This is a genomic window from Marinobacterium marisflavi, assembly GCF_982447095.1.
Genome location: NZ_OZ457898.1, coordinates 2,492,024 through 2,508,449, shown reverse-complemented (window position 1 = coordinate 2,508,449; position 16,426 = coordinate 2,492,024). Strand labels below are relative to the sequence as shown.

Annotated in this window: 17 protein-coding genes and 1 other RNA gene; 13 read left to right on the top strand and 5 right to left on the bottom strand. The window is 50.8% G+C overall.

From position 1 onward, the window contains the following. The first annotated feature begins 101 nt into the window (after window positions 1-101). From AC1WNR_RS12365 to AC1WNR_RS12350, 4 genes are read left to right on the top strand one after another with little or no spacing between them, the layout of a single operon-like run. Window positions 102-1,490: a cryptochrome/photolyase family protein gene (locus AC1WNR_RS12365; protein WP_481644800.1), complete on the top strand. Its 1,389-nt coding sequence runs from the start codon at window positions 102-104 to the stop codon at window positions 1,488-1,490. A 33-nt stretch (window positions 1,491-1,523) separates the two neighbouring features. Next, window positions 1,524-2,843 carry a deoxyguanosinetriphosphate triphosphohydrolase gene (locus tag AC1WNR_RS12360; RefSeq protein WP_481644799.1) on the top strand — a complete coding sequence of 440 codons (1,320 nt, stop codon included), beginning with the start codon at window positions 1,524-1,526 and terminating at the stop codon, window positions 2,841-2,843. A gap of 8 nt (window positions 2,844-2,851) precedes the next feature. Further along, window positions 2,852-3,226 (top strand): translation initiation factor Sui1, encoded by a 375-nt coding sequence (locus AC1WNR_RS12355; protein WP_481644798.1) that lies wholly within the window; start codon window positions 2,852-2,854, stop codon window positions 3,224-3,226. Between the two features lie 13 nt (window positions 3,227-3,239). Then, on the top strand, window positions 3,240-3,950 hold the full coding sequence (locus tag AC1WNR_RS12350) for a retropepsin-like aspartic protease (RefSeq protein WP_481644797.1): 711 nt from the start codon (window positions 3,240-3,242) through the stop codon (window positions 3,948-3,950). Here the strand turns inward: AC1WNR_RS12350 and AC1WNR_RS12345 are convergent. Beyond that, the gene (locus tag AC1WNR_RS12345) at window positions 3,922-4,878 is read right to left on the bottom strand and encodes a hypothetical protein (RefSeq protein WP_481644796.1); all 957 of its coding nucleotides are present in this window, start codon (window positions 4,876-4,878) and stop codon (window positions 3,922-3,924) included. The two genes, AC1WNR_RS12350 and AC1WNR_RS12345, sit on opposite strands and share 29 nt — an antisense overlap. Window positions 4,879-5,220: 342 nt before the next feature. Further along, the gene (locus AC1WNR_RS12340; RefSeq protein ID WP_481644795.1) at window positions 5,221-5,859 is read right to left on the bottom strand and encodes an O-methyltransferase; all 639 of its coding nucleotides are present in this window, start codon (window positions 5,857-5,859) and stop codon (window positions 5,221-5,223) included. A gap of 403 nt (window positions 5,860-6,262) precedes the next feature. Here AC1WNR_RS12340 and AC1WNR_RS12335 point away from each other — a divergent pair, with 403 nt between their 5' ends. The 3 genes from AC1WNR_RS12335 to ftsZ all read left to right on the top strand — a co-directional run bounded on the left by AC1WNR_RS12335 (window position 6,263) and on the right by ftsZ (window position 9,775). Beyond that, complete coding sequence (locus AC1WNR_RS12335; protein WP_481644794.1) at window positions 6,263-6,619, top strand: hypothetical protein; 357 nt, start codon at window positions 6,263-6,265, stop codon at window positions 6,617-6,619. Between the two features lie 581 nt (window positions 6,620-7,200). Continuing rightward, complete coding sequence (ftsA, locus tag AC1WNR_RS12330) at window positions 7,201-8,478, top strand: cell division protein FtsA (protein ID WP_481645392.1); 1,278 nt, start codon at window positions 7,201-7,203, stop codon at window positions 8,476-8,478. Between the two features lie 85 nt (window positions 8,479-8,563). Continuing rightward, on the top strand, window positions 8,564-9,775 hold the full coding sequence (gene ftsZ / locus AC1WNR_RS12325; protein ID WP_481644793.1) for a cell division protein FtsZ: 1,212 nt from the start codon (window positions 8,564-8,566) through the stop codon (window positions 9,773-9,775). A gap of 91 nt (window positions 9,776-9,866) precedes the next feature. Here ftsZ and AC1WNR_RS12320 read toward each other — a convergent pair whose 3' ends face one another. Next, window positions 9,867-10,622: a TlyA family RNA methyltransferase gene (locus AC1WNR_RS12320; protein ID WP_481644792.1), complete on the bottom strand. Its 756-nt coding sequence runs from the start codon at window positions 10,620-10,622 to the stop codon at window positions 9,867-9,869. A gap of 141 nt (window positions 10,623-10,763) precedes the next feature. Between AC1WNR_RS12320 and AC1WNR_RS12315 the strand changes: the two genes are divergently transcribed. Continuing rightward, window positions 10,764-11,153: a RidA family protein gene (locus AC1WNR_RS12315; protein WP_481644791.1), complete on the top strand. Its 390-nt coding sequence runs from the start codon at window positions 10,764-10,766 to the stop codon at window positions 11,151-11,153. Between the two features lie 60 nt (window positions 11,154-11,213). Further along, window positions 11,214-12,548 carry a mechanosensitive ion channel family protein gene (locus tag AC1WNR_RS12310; protein WP_481644790.1) on the top strand — a complete coding sequence of 445 codons (1,335 nt, stop codon included), beginning with the start codon at window positions 11,214-11,216 and terminating at the stop codon, window positions 12,546-12,548. An 83-nt stretch (window positions 12,549-12,631) separates the two neighbouring features. On the opposite strand, the gene trxA is transcribed toward AC1WNR_RS12310, so the two are convergent. Both trxA and AC1WNR_RS12300 read right to left on the bottom strand, forming a co-directional pair. Then, window positions 12,632-13,006 (bottom strand): thioredoxin, encoded by a 375-nt coding sequence (gene trxA, locus AC1WNR_RS12305; RefSeq protein ID WP_481644789.1) that lies wholly within the window; start codon window positions 13,004-13,006, stop codon window positions 12,632-12,634. Window positions 13,007-13,038: 32 nt separating this feature from the next. After that, on the bottom strand, window positions 13,039-13,581 hold the full coding sequence (locus AC1WNR_RS12300; RefSeq protein ID WP_481644788.1) for a DUF2058 domain-containing protein: 543 nt from the start codon (window positions 13,579-13,581) through the stop codon (window positions 13,039-13,041). Window positions 13,582-13,626: 45 nt separating this feature from the next. Here AC1WNR_RS12300 and AC1WNR_RS12295 point away from each other — a divergent pair, with 45 nt between their 5' ends. From AC1WNR_RS12295 to AC1WNR_RS12280, 4 genes are all read left to right on the top strand, one after another. After that, complete coding sequence (locus tag AC1WNR_RS12295) at window positions 13,627-14,250, top strand: LysE family translocator (RefSeq protein WP_481644787.1); 624 nt, start codon at window positions 13,627-13,629, stop codon at window positions 14,248-14,250. Window positions 14,251-14,326: 76 nt separating this feature from the next. Beyond that, an RNA gene (gene ffs / locus AC1WNR_RS12290) (signal recognition particle sRNA small type) lies at window positions 14,327-14,423 on the top strand. Between the two features lie 82 nt (window positions 14,424-14,505). After that, on the top strand, window positions 14,506-15,846 hold the full coding sequence (locus AC1WNR_RS12285; RefSeq protein ID WP_481644786.1) for a DUF6538 domain-containing protein: 1,341 nt from the start codon (window positions 14,506-14,508) through the stop codon (window positions 15,844-15,846). 139 nt (window positions 15,847-15,985) lie between these two features. Then, window positions 15,986-16,336 (top strand): hypothetical protein, encoded by a 351-nt coding sequence (locus AC1WNR_RS12280; protein ID WP_481644785.1) that lies wholly within the window; start codon window positions 15,986-15,988, stop codon window positions 16,334-16,336. The last annotated feature ends 90 nt before the right edge of the window (window positions 16,337-16,426 follow it).

Here is a 16,426-nt window from a genome sequence, read left to right as displayed (position 1 = left end):
GCGAGTGCGCCGGTTTTTTTGTTTTTAAGCTCTTTTTGACTGGCATAATGGATTTAGAAGCGTCCCGAAAGATTTAGAAGAACAGAGAAGGAAAATTGGCGTTGAATCTAATTTGGTTTCGAAATGATCTAAGGCTGCACGCCAACCCTGCAATCGAGCGAGCGGCTGAGACTAACGAGGCAGCAGTGGCTGTTGTCTGTCTTACCCCTCAGAGCTGGAGTGAGCACGATGAGGGTGTTGTGCGCATGGGCTTTTGGCGCGCGCGCTTGCTCGCCCTCAAAGCAGAACTCGAGCAGTTAGGCATTCCCCTCAGAGTGTTGGAGGTTGGGCACTTTTCAGGTTGCGCGGATGCGCTGCTGAAACTGATGCAGGAGCTGGGAGCTACTCGGCTTGTGTGTAACCAAGAGTATCCACTGAATGAACGTCTGCGTGACTTGGCAGTGGAGCAGGCCTTGACCTCAGCTGGACTTCAGTTCGAAAGCCTCCATGGTGAGTTGATCATTCCCCCGGGCGAGGTGAAAACTGGGCAGGGTACAGATTTCAAAGTTTATACCCCCTTCGCGCGCGCTTGGCGTCGGCAGTTGCACCGTTTTGATCGACCCATTCGCGCAGTTAAGGAGATCTTTCCCGCAAGCGGTGTCGCCTCTGATGAGGTGCCTGAGGATCTGGGATGGCAGCCGCTGAGGCATGATGCAGAGCGCTGGCCTGTTGACTCGGAGGCAATTCGCGCCAGAGTGTATGAGTTTGTTGAGCAGCGCGAGGCGGATTATGCCGAGAAACGCGATTTCCCTGCGGTTGACGGTACCTCCAAGCTCTCCCCGTATCTGACGATCGGAGCGGTCTCGCCGTTGCAGTTGATGCATGTGTTGCGCAACCACTATAAAGATGAGTCTTGGTTGGAAGGCAGTTGGCTCAATGAGATTATCTGGCGCGAATTCTATCGTCATCTTCTGGTCGCATTTCCAGAACTCAACAAACTTGAACCTTTCAGACCCGAGACTGAAGCTCGCATTACCTGGTTGGAAAACCCCGAGGGTTTTAATGCCTGGTGCCGTGGTGAAACGGGGTTTCCGATTGTTGATGCTGCGATGAAGCAGTTGCTCGAGACAGGCTGGATGCACAACCGCTTGAGAATGGTCGTAGGTTCGTTCCTGACTAAGCTTCTTGGGGTGGATTGGCGTCTCGGTGAGAAGTTTTTTATGCAGAACCTAATCGACGCTGATTTCCCCTCTAATCTTGGTGGATGGCAGTGGTCGGCCTCGACTGGAGCTGATGCAGCCCCCTATTTCCGGATTTTTAACCCGATAACGCAGAGTCAAAAGTTTGATGCTCAAGGGGAGTTTATAGCGCATTGGCTGCCGGAGCTGGCCAATCTACCCGCCAAGCAACGTCATCTGCCGGGCGCAGGTGCTGAGTTCGGTCGCCCGGCGCCAATTATTGATTACTCAAGTGCGCGCAAACGAGCGTTAGACAGTTACAATAGTGGTTAACACGAACTTCGAGTCACGCTATTAGAGTCTACGATGGATTGGCATAAACTACTCTCGGCTAAGCGCTTTGGTCATGCGCAGCCGAGTGCGCAGGAGGCTGGCCGCAGTCAGTTCCACAAGGATCATGACCGTATCATCTTCTCCAGTGCTTTTCGTCGCCTGGGTCGCAAGACTCAGGTGCACCCACTGGCCCTCAATGATCATATCCATACTCGCCTGACGCACTCGATTGAGGTGGGCAGTTTAGGTCGCAGCCTCGGTATTCGCGCCGGTGAACTCATTGCAGATCGTCTGCCTGAGGGAATCTCAGCAGATGATCTGGGCACCATTGTGCAGTCAGCCTGCTTGGCACACGATATCGGCAATCCCCCTTTTGGCCACGCGGGCGAATATGCCATTCGCGACTGGTTTCGTCAGCGACAAGGCGATGCGCGTTTTTCCCAGCTGAGTGTTGAGGAGTGGGCAGATCTCTCCACCTTTGAGGGTAACGCTCAGGGGTTTCGCGTGGTGACGCGTATTGAAAATCATTTGATGAATGGAGGCCTGCGTCTGACCCACGCAACCTTGGGGACACTACTCAAGTACCCTTGGTCGGCCCGCCATGGGGGTAAAAAAGGCAAATATAGCTGCTACCAAGCCGAGCTCGATATTCTTGAGTCTTTGGCGCGTGATCTAGGCTTGGTTCGCTTAGAGTCTGATCGCTGGTGCCGTCACCCTCTCAATTTCTTGATGGAGGCGGCAGATGATATCTGTTACGCCATCCTCGATTTGGAGGATGCAATTGAACTGGGGCTGCTCAGCTTTGATGAGGTGAAACCGATACTGTTGAAACTTTGCGGCGATCTGAGTTTCGATGACGAGATCTTTGCGACTCAGGCCTCCTCGCGCCGGAAAATATCGGCGCTGCGTGGCCGTGCGATGGAGAACATGGTTAACTCATCGGTCGATGTTTTCGCATCAAACTTGGATGCTTTGATGGCCGGAGAGTATCACGGAGAGTTGCTCGGTGATGGCGATCCAATGGTGCGTGATGGACTGGCTGAAGCTAAAGGGATTGCGCAGCAGCGAGTCTTCCCTGATACCCGCAAGGCGGAGTTGGAGGTTGGCGCATACACAATTCTCGGCGTTCTAGTTGAAGCCTTCATTGAGGCAGTGTGGGAACAGCACGACAAAGGGGCGGATAACCTCTGCTATCGCAGTGAGAAGATAATGAGCCTAATGGGTATCCATGCGCCAAGCGCCGATGATTCACTCTATTCGGGTTATATGCGTGCGTTGGACTTTATCTCCGGTATGACCGACTCGTACGCCAGTTACCTTGCGCGCCAAATTGGCGGCGGTATTCGAGTATAGGAGGGGGCATGGCATCTTTATCAGATCAACTTAGCCGTCTAGTCTACTCAACCGAAAAGGGCGACCTCTGTCCAGAGTGCAGGGAGGCACGAGCTCAGTGTGTCTGCGCGGAACTGGCCGATCAGAAGCGTATGTCCAGTTTGGACGGCATTGTGCGAATCCGTCGCGAAACCTCGGGGCGAAAAGGCAAGGGTGTGACTACAATTTCAGGAGTGGCTCAGCCTGATACTGAGCTCAAAGCACTCCTTAAGCGTCTTAAAAAGAGCTGCGGTACCGGCGGCACTTTAAGCGAAGGGGTCATCGAAATACAGGGTGATCATCGTGACAAGATTAAAGCCATGCTGGAGAAAGAGGGCTACCACGTTAAGTTGGCCGGCGGTTAGCTTTTTGCTCGCTATGTCGCTCAGCACACTGGTTTGGGCGCAACTCTATGAGTATCGGGATAACACGGGGCGGCGTGTGTTTGTCGATCGTATTTCGGCAGTCCCGCTGCAATATCGTGATCAGCTCGTATCTCGCGAAACCTATCAATCCTCACCCTTAGAACGTGTTGCTGCGCAGAGGCTGCGTGAGATCAGTCAGTTGGAGGTGGCTTTGCGCCGCATCGATCGACTGCTTGCTAACGCCAGTTCACCGATCAGTTTTAACAACAATCAGGTAGTTGTGCCGGTCGAAATAGGCCGAGGTAATCGCAGTCGCACTTTGAAGCTGCTGTTGGATACCGGTGCTAACCGTACGGTGTTTCATCGCGAAGCGCTCTCAGGCTTAGTCTCTGAGGACCGATTGGTCGGTGGCGCCCGTACGGCAAGCGGTGAGGAGATCCCTCTTTATCAGGCGAAAGTTGATCGCCTGCAGATCGGCCCGTTCGAAATTAGTCCGGCTCAGGTACAACTGTTAGAGTTTCGTGGTAGCTCAGCGCATCAGGGGCTGCTGGGTATGGATCTGCTCTCCCAGGTTGAATATCAACTCGATCTGGAGGGAAAAAAGCTACAGTGGGCGCCAGATCAGATCGCAGAACTTGAGGTTGAGCGTCAATCGCTTATCGATCGAATTGCACCGCTGCGGCAACAGCCTGAGCTTAGATCCCAATCTGCGCCTGAGCCATAGAGAGTTCCATGCGAGCCTTCAGAAGGCGGTAGAGGGCGATCGCTGCATCGATCTCCTCTTTGCGATTTGTCAGACTCTCGATATTCAATCCTAAGGGTAAGCCCAGTGGGATAACCGCTGCGAGGATCTGTCTGAGATTCGCATAACAGATGCGCTGACTCTCAAGCAGTGGGTTTTCGGCATCGAGTATACGGTAACCGGTCGCTTCTGGAATAGAGATACCTAACCAGCGCATAAACTCCAATGTTTTCGGGCTTCCGCAAGGGGTAAAGGTGAGAATGATGCGTGCCGGCTCAATATCTTGCTCACGACATTCACGGGCGTAAGCCGTCAACATATCGATGGTGGCCTGGGGGTTATAGACGGCCTGAGAGATAAAGTAGCTGCAACCCTGTCGCTGCTTCTCAATTAGGCGAAGGTGCTCATCACCTTTCTTTACGTGACGCTCAGCGATACTGACACCGCCCAGCTGGATTGCGGTCGCTGATGTTTGGGTTGTCTCATAAGCTTCTGGCAGTGACATTTTCGCGGAATTCGCTGCTGGGCTGCCAACTAGCACAAGATTTGACTGATCAAATTCGTGGACCGTCTCATCTAACCAAGATCGAAATTCTGCTTTGCTGCCCTGTGCAACCGAGTTGTAGGTAACGGTCCCTAAACCGTTCAGCTCGCCGAGAATTTTTGCATATTCGCGAGGATCGCGAGTCCGCGAAAACGGGAAGGGGCGAGGCGTTGAAATTCGCGCACTCTCATCCTGAATATCGTAGACGATCATGCCGTCGTACTCGCTATTACTCAAACGGGCCAGCAGCTTCCGAGCGATCCCGCGCATGGTCTCATCATCTGTACCCTCCTTGGGTGGAGTGGTTCCGATTAGATAGACCCCTAGGTCGCGTTTGCTCAGTTTCTCGGCGAGTGTCAAAGACATGCCAGCCCCTTAATCAGTATTGTCGTCAGAATGCAGTGGGGTGTAAGTATATAGGTGAATCATTTTCAAGTGATCCTCTCTAAACATGAAATGTTTAACTGATGAGCTGAGTCCAGCTCATATGGAGCTCACCTGAAACCAATTTGCAGAGATGTTTTCATGTTGTTGGTCAGTTCCGGTCTGCTGTATGGACTAACGGGTGTTCGCGTATCCATCGGCATGGATGGCCAGAATCTTCAACCGCGAAGCGAAGTGTCACGGTTTGGGGCGGGTCCTAGCGCAGCTCATTGGATAGCAGAGCGTCTAGGATAGCCGAGCCATTTGGATAGCGAAGCCTTAAGCCTAGAGCTTACGAACGACGTTGAGACCGTCACGCACCGTGAGGAAGACATTTTCAACCTCTGGATCATCCGCGATAAACTGGTTGCACTCGACCAGCACGTCGTCTATCTCAGATTCGGGCTGCAGCACTTTCCCTGACCAGAGCACGTTATCCAGTATGATCAGGCCGCCGGGCTCCGTCAGCTCTTTCACCCTTAGGTAGTAGTTCATATAGTTGCGCTTGTCGGCGTCGATAAAGGTGAAGTCGAACGGGCCTTCCAACGTGTCGAGCGTGTCTAGCGCGCGGCCGAAAATTACGTCAATCTTGTGCCCGTGCTCTGAGCGTTCAAAGAACGTTTTGGCAAAGTCGATCGCACGTGGATTGGTCTCGCAGCAGATGATCTTGCCATCCTGCGGCATCCCCTCTGCGATGGATAGAGCCGAGTAACCAGTAAACATACCTATCTCGAGTGCGCGCTTGGGTTGCTTGAGCGCTGCAAGCATTTTCAGTGTGCGTCCGACCAGGCGGCCGGAGAGCTTTTGCGGCCAACCCATATTGAGATTTGTCTGGTCGATCAGCTCCTGCAACAGCGCCGGCTCTTCGCCGGTCACCAGAAAAGCGTAATCCTCGATTGCTTCATCGACGAGAAAGTCGGGCATGTGGGGCTCCTTGTGGGGCGGCTTATTGGCTGGCCTGTTTCACAGTTTTGATGATGGGGCTTCCCCAGAAAGTCGTGCCTGACTCGAGGCCTTTCCAGCGGTATTGGCACAACTCTAGATCCGAAGTGACACACTCGAGTTGTTCAATAGAAACGCCCGTAGGGAGTTTTTGACAACCCTGCTCAGGATCCTTGCCAACGCCATAGAGGCGGGCACTGAGTAGTTGCCGGTAGAGTGGCTCAGTTTGACACACCCAATGCTGTGACTCCTGCGCTGAGGTAGCTGTGCTCGCTAGGGCCAAAGCCGGGGCTAATAGTAAAAATCTTAACTCTTTCATCGTATAAGTCTGGAGCTGAAGCTTCGCTCTTCGTACAATCTGCGGAAACTGTTTAGGATTATACTGATGAACGAAGCGCTATACATCTTTCTTGCTGCGGGTCTTGTTTCAATGTCTGCTGCGCTCAGCGCCAGCGCGCTGAACAAACTGACTGACGACGAGAAGCCTGATTGGCTCAAAAGCAAGAACGCGCAGGTATCGGTGGTGCTTACCGGTAACTTTGCTGCGCTAAGCTTAGTGGGGGCGATGGCGTATGGCTTTCTTACTCAGCACTGGTCTATACCGCTCTCCTGCATGTTTCTGACCTTTCCTATCATTCATATTGCTGTGTTGCAGCGCATGCTGGGTGATAAGACTACGCTGATACTGATGTTACCGCTGACTGTGCTGGCCGATATCTATCTCTACATCAATTGGCCCTAACCCTTCTCATCTGAGCGATTCTTGCTTCGATTTAGAGTTGCTCCGCCCTTCCGTCCTCCATACTAAACAGGCGCTTCTGAATAGAAGCGCTTTTTTGGTATTGACGTTGCTGAGCCCGCAGTAAATGTTCATAGAGCTGTGTATTAGTTTTTCTTAAAATCAAAAACGATTTTTGAATTGTATTTAAATTATCAATATTAGATTTTGATTAAATTATGTTTATTCAATATCTATTTTTGATATTTCGATAATTATTCAAAAATTAATATTGATTTTATATTCCTATTTCATAGAAAAATATAATCCAACTTATGTATCTGATAGCCCTTTATTTATGCTTTTGGTCATCTTTAAGTGATTGATAAATAATAGTTTAAGTTGAATTTATAGACTTTTTAGATGATATTCGATGACTAAATTAGTTGTTGCTTTTATGAACAGCGCTGGTTGATAATTGTGCTAATATTAATGATAAGAGCGCAGAAATCTCTTTTATTTATTCAAATACAAAGATGGTTTTTGCGCTCACAGCGGGTAACCGCCTTTTTCTGGACAGGTTAAAACAGGTGACAGATCCTAAAATGATTGTTGCGCTCGACATCGGTACCTCGAAAGTGGTCTGTATGGTCGCCGAAGTTGGGCAAGATGGCAGCGTTGATGTCGTCGGTGTTGGGTCACACCCCTCTCGCGGTCTAAAGCGCGGCGTTGTCGTCAATATCGAATCCACAGTTCAATCTATTCAGCGTGCAGTTGAAGCCGCCGAGCTCATGGCGGGTTGTAAGGTGCACTCCGTCAGTGTCGGTATCTCCGGTAGCCATATCGATAGTCATAATTCGCACGGTATAGTCGCTTTGCAGAGCCGCGAAGTGACCGAATCTGACCTTGAACGTGTTATTGAGGCAGCCCAGGCAATTGCCATTCCTGCTGATCAGCGCATTCTCCATATTCTTCCTCAGGAGTACTTGATCGATAACCAAGAGGGCATTAAAGAACCTCTGGGTATGTCGGGTGTGCGCCTCGAAGCGAAGGTTCACCTAGTAACCGGTGCAACTAACGCGATCCAGAATATTGAAAAGTGTGTTCGCCGCTGCGGGCTAGAAGTTGATGCTGTCGTACTTGAGCAGTTAGCGTCAGGTTATGCCGTACTCACTGATGATGAGAAAGATCTCGGTGTATGTATGGTGGATATAGGTGGCGGTACCACCGATATCGCTGTGTTCACTCAGGGTGCTATTCGTCATACAGCAGTCATTCCGGTCGCTGGTGATCAGGTCAGTAACGATATCGCTATGGCGTTGCGTACACCGATGCAGCACGCCGAGCAGATCAAGATGAAGTACGCCTGTGCTTTAGCACAGTTGGCCCGTGCCGATGAGACGATCAAGGTCCCGAGTGTGGGTGATCGTGCGCCGCGTGACCTGTCACGGCAGGCGCTGGCTGAAGTGGTAGAGCCGCGCTATGAAGAGTTGTTCACCCTAGTGCAGGCTGAACTGCGCCGCAGCGGTTTTGAAGATCTGGTTGCCGCAGGATTGGTTCTGACTGGCGGTACTTCCAAAATGGAGGGCGCTGTCGAACTGGCTGAGGAGATCTTCCATATGCCGGTGCGTCTGGCACGTCCAACCGGTGTCGCCGGAGTCGATGACCTGCTGACTAATCCAATCTATGCCACCGCGATCGGCCTATTGCTCTACTCAGCTGACAATGAGTTAGTCCAGTCAGTCGACACGCACAGTGTGGACGATATGAGCCTGACCGCTGATGAGCGTTTAGAGCATCGTGTTGAAAAGAGAGAATCCCGTGATACCGAGCAGGGGAGCTGGGTGTCGCGTATTAAGACTTGGGTTCAGGGTAACTTCTGATCCAATGAAATTTGCACTCACAGAGTGCTGAGTGTGGCGAGCCGGCAAAGATCGGAGCCATTAAAAAGAAACCTGGAGGTGTTTTATGTTTGAGATGGTAGATAGCGCGACTCAAAGTGCTGTGATCAAAGTTGTCGGCGTCGGGGGAGGCGGTGGTAACGCAGTATCACACATGGTGTCGTCGGACGTGGATGGCGTAGAGTTTATCTGTGCCAACACTGATGCGCAGGCGCTGGCTAAAATTGCTTCACACGCAGCCCTGCATATTGGTGGTGAGCTCACCAAAGGCCTAGGTGCTGGTGCGAATCCTGAAGTGGGTCGCTCTGCAGCGATGGAAGATCGCGAACAGATTATGGCGACACTACAAGGTGCAGACATGGTCTTTATTACTGCCGGCATGGGCGGTGGCACGGGTACCGGCGCCGCGCCGATCGTTGCAGAAGTGGCGAAAGAGATGGGGATTCTGACGGTCGCTGTTGTGACTAAACCCTTCCCATTCGAAGGTCGCAAGCGCATGAAAATCGCTGAAGAGGGGATCCGTGAGCTACAGGATCGCGTTGACTCGCTGATTATCATTCCAAACGAAAAACTCCTCCCAGTGCTCGGCAAAAACACCAGCCTGATTAAGGCATTCAGCGCGGCAAACGACGTGCTGAAGGGCGCTGTGCAGGGTATTGCTGACTTGATTATCCGTCCGGGTATGATCAACGTCGACTTTGCTGACGTGCGCACCGTTATGTCCGAAATGGGCAAGGCGATGATGGGTACGGGGGTGGCGCGTGGTGATGAGCGTGCGCGCGAGGCGACCGAGGCCGCTATCAACAGCCCGCTGCTGGAGGATATAGATCTTAAGGGTGCCAGCGGCATCCTAGTTAATATCACTGCGGGTATGGATCTGAGTCTGGGTGAGTTCGCTGAAGTGGGCGAAGTCGTTGAGGAGTACGCCTCTGACAACGCTACTGTTGTTGTGGGTACAGTTATCGATCCAGATATGAGCGAAGAGCTCAAAGTCACTGTTGTAGCTACCGGTCTTGCACGTGCACGGCAGATGGAAGCGCAGGTTGTAAACTCAGATGCTCAGGTGTCTGCACAGCCAGCACCGCAGACCCAGCCAACGCGTACTGCTGTTGCACCAACAACGGCTGGTTTTACTGATCTTGATACACCGACTGTTATTCGTAACCGCAAAACTGAACAGCAGGACCTGCCGTTAGAGCAGCCAGTAGTGCAGAAGACCGGCACTGACGACATGGAGTTTCTGGATATTCCAGCTTTCTTGCGTCGCCAGGCGGACTAACAGATTTAACGTTTTTTAAACCGTCCAGGTTTACCCGCCCCTCGTATGGGGTGGCGGGTCTTTTCTTGCCGCAGGGCCCAGTGCTTGGGGTTCAACTTTTGCGCGCGACGAGCAAGAACTCCTGATTGCCATCACCACCCTTAATTGGGCTGGGGATATATCCCTCAACTTCCATTCCCAACTCTGTAACCAGTTCGCACATCTGCTGTTTCAGTTGTGGGTAGAGGTGTTGCGAGCGGACCAGTCCGCCGCGGCCAATGTGCTCTGGGCCAAGCTCAAATTGTGGCTTGATCAGTGTGATGAGTTGGGAGCCTTGGCTAAGTAAGCTGCAAAGTCCGGGCAATATCAGCGTTTGTGAGATGAATGAAACATCCATAACCGCCAGATCGAACTTCATGGTTGGGCTTTTTGAAACCAGGTCGGGTTCCAGATTTCTAGCGTTATACCCCTCGATACAGGTTACCCGCGGATCTTCCCGTAAGCGGGCTGCAAGTTGATCCTGTCCCACCTCGATACCGATCACGGCCGCAGCGCCGTGTTGAAGTAGGTAGTCGGTAAACCCGCCGGTAGACTGGCCAACATCGATCGCAACGAGATCGTTGAAGTCCAGGTGGAACTGCTCTTGCGCCGCTTTCAGTTTTAGCGCGCCGCGTGAAACGTACTTGTCTGACTCGTCGGGTTTAATGCGAATGGGGGTGTCAGCATCAAGCTTGAATGAACTCTTATCCAGCACCTGCCAACCTCTGAGGTCAGCCTCAACGCGCCCCTCTTTGATGACGCGCTGAGCCTGTGCACGGCTGGCGACAAGCTGACGCTCTACAAGGAGTTGATCTAGACGGATTGGCACGGTGACTACATCTCGTATCGATTGACCAGGCTAGTTTAACAGTGCGGGTTATCGCTGGAAAATGCTTGCTACCCTTCTTGTTAGCGGGATAATGCATGTAACCTTTGCTTGTTACTCACTTTTTGAATTGGAGCTATGAATATGTCTAACCGCAGTACGATCAGCACGCCTAATGCACCCGCCGCTATCGGTACTTACTCTCAGGCTGTTAAGGTTGGAAATACCGTCTACATGTCGGGGCAGATTCCACTTGATCCAGCAACGATGGAGCTGGTAACTGAGAGCTTTGAAGCTCAGGCCGTAAGAGTGTTTGAGAATCTCAAGGCTGTGGCAAATGCTGCTGGAGGCGAACTTAACGACATCGTTAAGTTGACGATTCTGCTCTCCGATATGGATTTCTTCCCGCAGGTGAACGAGGTAATGGCACGCTACTTTGATGAGCCATATCCAGCGCGTGCTGCCTTTGCAGTAAAGGCGATTCCGAAAGGCGCAGATATCGAGATTGAAGGTGTGATGTTGACCAACGACTAGGCTAGATCGGAGCTATACTGGACAACAACGTATTAGGGTTAAATATTCAGGAGTCGCTGTGTGACACTATCTAACGATGCGTTTTTTGCTCATTTTGAGGCGCTCTCTTTAACCCTAATCGATTGGTTTAACAGCCCAGGATTCTACATCCAGTTGGGTCTAGTGTTTGTGGCGTTGATTTTTGCGTACGCCCTCTCGCAGGTTCTGAGCTCCCGTGCGGCGATCTTTAACCACAAACGCGACGAGCAGGCTGTCGGCGGCTTTCGAGATCTGCTGGCCAGTGCCCGTCCTCTACTATTTCCGTTACTGCTGATCATCACGCTAGCGCTGGCAGTGGATGCCAGTGATCACTTTTTTGCTCAGAGCTACCTGGTTCGTATCAGCGAGAGTGCTGCGCTTGTCTTTCTGCTTTTCACCTTTGTGCGTAATTTTGTACAACACAAGTTGCTGCGGACCCTGATACTCTGGTTGCTGATACCGGCCGCCGTACTGCATGTGTTCGATCTGCTGGGCGCGGTGATTCAATATCTGGATCAGGTCGCACTTGAAGTCGGAAATATCAAAATCTCGGCCTACGGCGTGTTGAGAATGTTGGTGTTTGGTTCATTGCTATTCTGGCTGGGTCGCTTATCACGCACTGCGGGTAATCGGATTATCCGTCGCCAAGAAGAGCTTGATGCGGGAACCCGAGAGCTTTTCGCCAAGCTGTTTGAAGTGGTGTTGACGGTCATTATCTTCCTGTTGCTGCTGCAGGTGATGGGTATCAACCTAACTGCATTGGCTGTCTTTGGAGGTGCTGTCGGTGTCGGGCTGGGCTTTGGATTGCAGTCTATCGCCTCTAACTTCATATCGGGCATTATCCTGCTTCTCGATCGCTCACTTAAAATTGGCGACTATATCGAGTTGGATGATGGGCAAGGAGGAGTGATTCGCGAGCTGAAGATGCGCTCGACTACGCTCGAGACCTTTGATGGTAAGGATATCATGGTGCCGAACGAGCGCTTTATGAGCAGCACCTTTACCAACTGGACACACAAAAACTCCAAACAGCGCTACTCAATTAACCTTCAGGTGGCCTATAGCACTGATCTGGACCGATTGTTCCCGTTGCTGCGTGAGGTTGTCTCTGAGCACCCTCAGGTCATCAGCGGTGATGAGGTTCCGTTAGAGGAGCGTCCAGATGCTGAGATCAAAGGGTTCGGTGGCTCTGGTATCGATATTCTTATCGAGTTCTGGATGGAGGGGATCGACGATGGTCAGAATAGGGTGGGTGGTGACCTGCTACTGATGATCTGGCATGCGCTAAAACAGGCAAATGTAGAAATTCCGTACCCACAGCGCGAAGTACGAATTATTGGTGAGGGCACAGGGCAATCGCAGGTGGTTGGGCGCTAAGTCTAGATAGGGTGTACCCGAGCCGCTTGAAAAACGCTTGGAAGGTTTGAACGCGCCAAGACGCGTTCCTTCGTCGTTGTAGTTCAGCTATTTTCAGCGCTTTGAGACTCTTGGATCTGCTTACGAACTTCATCCATATCCAGCTCTGTTGCTTTAGCTAGCAGTTCGCGTAGAGCACCTGCAGGCAGTGCGCCGCCCTCGTTATAGAGCAGGATGTTATCGCGAAAGACCATGAGCGTTGGAATAGAGCGAATCTGGAAGTGCGCTGCAATCGCCTGCTCCTCCTCAGTATTCACTTTGGCAAAAACAACATCGGGAAACTCTTCAGATACGGCTTCAAATGTAGGGCCAAACGCCTTACAAGGACCACACCAGGGTGCCCAGTAATCGACGATGACAAAAGGGTTGCCAAATACGGTGGCTTCAAAATTCTCTTCGTTTAGTTCAACTACAGCCACTGTTGGCCTCCTTCGGTAGGGTTAAATTGCTATTACCACATCAGGTCGTCAGGGATGACGTATTCAGCGTAGGGATCATCCTCATCAGATGCTTGCTGGTCACTCGAGAGTGGGATGATGACCTCTGGGCGGCGCGCTTCAATTTTCTCAGCCACAACCGCAGGTACAAGTGCGTAGGATGAACCAGATCGAGCCAGGCGTAATTGCGCTCGCGCAAGCGGTGACATCATATCGGCATCAACGTAGAGCGACTTGATTGTAGTCCCATCGACGAACTGAAAGCGTGTCTCAGCCTTGTCTGAGGGCCTTACCTGATGGCGCTCGATCAGCTGTTTAACCTGCGCATCGATCGCCTTCTGATCTTGTTCTGCTTTGCGCGCTTCATTCAGTTGGCGGTCGCGCTCAGCCTTCTCTTTGCGTTGCGCTTCGATCGCATCGAGTCGCTGTTGGCGCTCAGCCTCTGCCTCTTGAGGCGCCTGCTTTTTCTGCTTGCGCTTATCGATGGTCGCTTTCTTTGCCTGCTGCTTGTTGGCGATACCCGCCTTGAGCAGTTGATCTTGGAGTGAACCTGCCATAGCCTCTGTGTCCAAATTCAATTAGTCGCGCGAGTGTATCATAGTATGACTTTTGTAGAGTGGCTCAGTCTGGCTCTTGTTTGCCTGATGGGTGCTGTTTCGCCGGGTCCGAGTGTGTTGGTTGTGGTTAATCAGACACTCAATGGTTCGCGCTTAAATGGTATTTTAACGGCTATCAGTCATGGGTTGATGGTTGGCGTTTGGGCGTTGGTAACAGTGCTTGGAATCAGCCAACTGCTGCTGCACATACCCTTTCTGCAGATCTTGCTATCGATATTCGCGGTGATCTATCTGCTCTATCTGGCACAAGGCGCCTGGCGCGGTGGCAAGATGCAGATTAACACTCAGCGTACACAGAGGGCCAAATCCCTTGCCTCGGCAGTATCAGACGGTGCGGCAATTGCGCTGTTTAACCCCAAATTAGCCCTCTTCTTTTTGGCGCTTTTTACCCCGTTTGTCGATGCTGAGCGGGACTTCAGTGAACAGTATCTGCTGGTGTTAACGCCCTGGGCGACGGATACGCTCTGGTATTTGGTTGTCGCAGTGCTGCTCAGTCGTCCGGCTAGCCTCGCATGGCTCGAGCAGCGTCAACAGGTTATCAACCGTGTATTGGCGTTAGCGCTGGTGCTAATTGCGGTGCTGCTGCTGATCGGCTTGGCTGAGATTTAGTACCCAGTCCGTTTGCAATCAGCCGGGGGGCTGCTTATACTTCGCGCTCCTCAAAACGAGGCTGTTGTGGTGGCTCCATTGGTCCTCTCGCAATGATAAACCGTGAACCTGGTCAGGCCCGGAAGGGAGCAGCCACAGCGGTGGACTCATGTGCCGGGATGTGGCTGGTGGGGCCATCTCCATTTCTGGGTAACCTATTGATTTAGTATACCTTTGTTGTTTGTGAATGCCTTGGTGAGACACAAGGTGAGACACATGCCTCGAACAACAGCCTATTTAGAGACCTCAAGACACTCTGTTTACTACTTCCGTATCCGTGTACCACTAGCTGCAAGAGCAGCAATTGCATGTACACACATTCGTCGATCGTTAAACACTAAATCTAGGCGTGAAGCCATTGTGCGTAGTGCTGAAATGCTATCGCAATTAGAACCGTTGTTTGATGCTGCAATAAGAGGTGATCTTGTGGACACTAGGAAGCTTCTAAGCCGCCCACTAGAAGTTAGTTTGCCTTTACCCGTGCTGGAAGATGATTCTGCCTCTAAACATCCTCAAATGCCTTGTATTAAGCTTTCAGAGGTGTGGGCAAGGTATAGACTTGAGCAGCAACACGAAGGTGTTCGTGAAAAGACAATCTGTGATAAAGATGCCCAGGTTGCCCTTTTAATTAGAATCGTAGGCGATATTCCAATACGTAACTTTGGTCGTGAAGAGGCGAGGTTTTTTAAGGAGATTGCTCAGCAACTCCCGCCTAGCTGTAAAAACTTAGCAGGGAAGTCGATAAAGCAATTAATACAGAATACCAAAACTACTATCAGCACCACTACGTTCAACAACTACGTTAAGAATTTAACTACGGTATTCAAATTTGCCATTCGTGAAGGGTATAGCCATAACAACCCGCTGGAAGGGTTGAAGGTAAAGCAGCGAGTAAAAGTTAGTTCTTTCAGGCATCGGTTTAGTGATGCTGACTTAGAATCAGTTTTCGATTTGGCCCATTACCCAGTGAAAGATCAAAAGTATCCTTACCGCTACTGGTTACCGTATTTAGGGCTTTTTACTGGTGCTAGGTTGAATGAGCTCTGCCAGTTGTACCTTGATGACTTTGTCACCATAAAAGGTCTTCAGTGCATTCATATTCGAGAAGGGCGGGAAGAGCAGAGGTTGAAATCCTTTAGCTCTGAAAGACTGGTGCCACTTCATAGTGAACTGAGAAAAATTGGATTGCTTGATTATGTTGCTGACCTTAGAGCTAGGGGAGAGGTTAGGCTGTTCCCAGAGCTAAAGTGGAGCGAATATCACGGTTACGCAGCAGCACCTTCAAAGTGGTTCAGTCGTTATCTTCGTAAATTAGGTTTAAAGAGTGGGGAAGGGTGCAAAGATTTCCATAGTTTCAGGCACACGGTTGCTGATCAGTTGAAACAGCAGGGTGTTTCTGAAAGTCTAGCCGGTGCGTTGCTGGGTCATACCTCAGGTGGGATTACATTTGGTCGTTATGGTAAAGATTTCCAGCCTGAAATATTGGTCAAAATAGTGGAGTTAATGGAATTAAATAGTTCCATTTCCCCTACAAGAAATAAAAAGCAGAACAATTGAAATTATTTGGTGTTGTGCGCAGGGTTAGCTTTGGAGTTGAGGTTTTTGTGCTGTCTGAACTTTTTAGTTAAGAGGTCATGGTGATCCAGGTCTGATTCGTCAAAAACTCAATGAAGAGTTTCAGTCGATCAAAGAGCGGGTGGGGAATTTAGAGTCAGAAGAGAAACGGTTCAATGATGGACTTCGTTGGGTTAACTGGTTGGAGAAATTTGAGTCCGAGATTGAATCGAAGAATCAGTACACCGACGAGGAGAAGCGTGAATTTCTGAACGGTGTAGTTGATCGGATCGTTGTCCATTTTGATAACGAATCAAATCAACACAGTTTGGAAATCGACTTTAACCTACCGATTGTCAGTGACAGTCTGAACTACAACAATCCGGAACGTCATTCCGAGGGTTGGTCTGTCGAGGACGGTCACAATCGTTACCTAGTTGAGAGACTTCCAGTTAGTAAGGGAGGAAGACCCTCCCTTTCTGCTGTTGTTTGAGAGAAGTCACTAGGTCTACATCTCTTCGGAACTCAAAATCAGACGTTCGAAGTCTACAATGTTGATTATTCAACTGCTCAAAATAAGTAA

Excerpts from the sequence above, each read along its gene's own strand:
- AC1WNR_RS12355 (WP_481644798.1), top strand. The coding sequence starts at position 2,852 with ATGGCATCTTTATCAGATCAACTTAGCCGTCTAGTCTACTCAACCGAA.
- AC1WNR_RS12345 (WP_481644796.1), bottom strand. The coding sequence starts at position 4,878 with ATGTCTTTGACACTCGCCGAGAAACTGAGCAAACGCGACCTAGGGGTC.
- AC1WNR_RS12315 (WP_481644791.1), top strand. The coding sequence starts at position 10,764 with ATGTCTAACCGCAGTACGATCAGCACGCCTAATGCACCCGCCGCTATC.
- ftsA (WP_481645392.1), top strand. The coding sequence starts at position 7,201 with ATGATTGTTGCGCTCGACATCGGTACCTCGAAAGTGGTCTGTATGGTC.
- AC1WNR_RS12335 (WP_481644794.1), top strand. The coding sequence starts at position 6,263 with ATGAACGAAGCGCTATACATCTTTCTTGCTGCGGGTCTTGTTTCAATG.
- AC1WNR_RS12285 (WP_481644786.1), top strand. The coding sequence starts at position 14,506 with ATGCCTCGAACAACAGCCTATTTAGAGACCTCAAGACACTCTGTTTAC.
- ftsZ (WP_481644793.1), top strand. The coding sequence starts at position 8,564 with ATGTTTGAGATGGTAGATAGCGCGACTCAAAGTGCTGTGATCAAAGTT.
- AC1WNR_RS12350 (WP_481644797.1), top strand. The coding sequence starts at position 3,240 with ATGTCGCTCAGCACACTGGTTTGGGCGCAACTCTATGAGTATCGGGAT.
- AC1WNR_RS12360 (WP_481644799.1), top strand. The coding sequence starts at position 1,524 with ATGGATTGGCATAAACTACTCTCGGCTAAGCGCTTTGGTCATGCGCAG.
- AC1WNR_RS12300 (WP_481644788.1), bottom strand. The coding sequence starts at position 13,581 with ATGGCAGGTTCACTCCAAGATCAACTGCTCAAGGCGGGTATCGCCAAC.
- AC1WNR_RS12340 (WP_481644795.1), bottom strand. The coding sequence starts at position 5,859 with ATGCCCGACTTTCTCGTCGATGAAGCAATCGAGGATTACGCTTTTCTG.
- AC1WNR_RS12295 (WP_481644787.1), top strand. The coding sequence starts at position 13,627 with ATGACTTTTGTAGAGTGGCTCAGTCTGGCTCTTGTTTGCCTGATGGGT.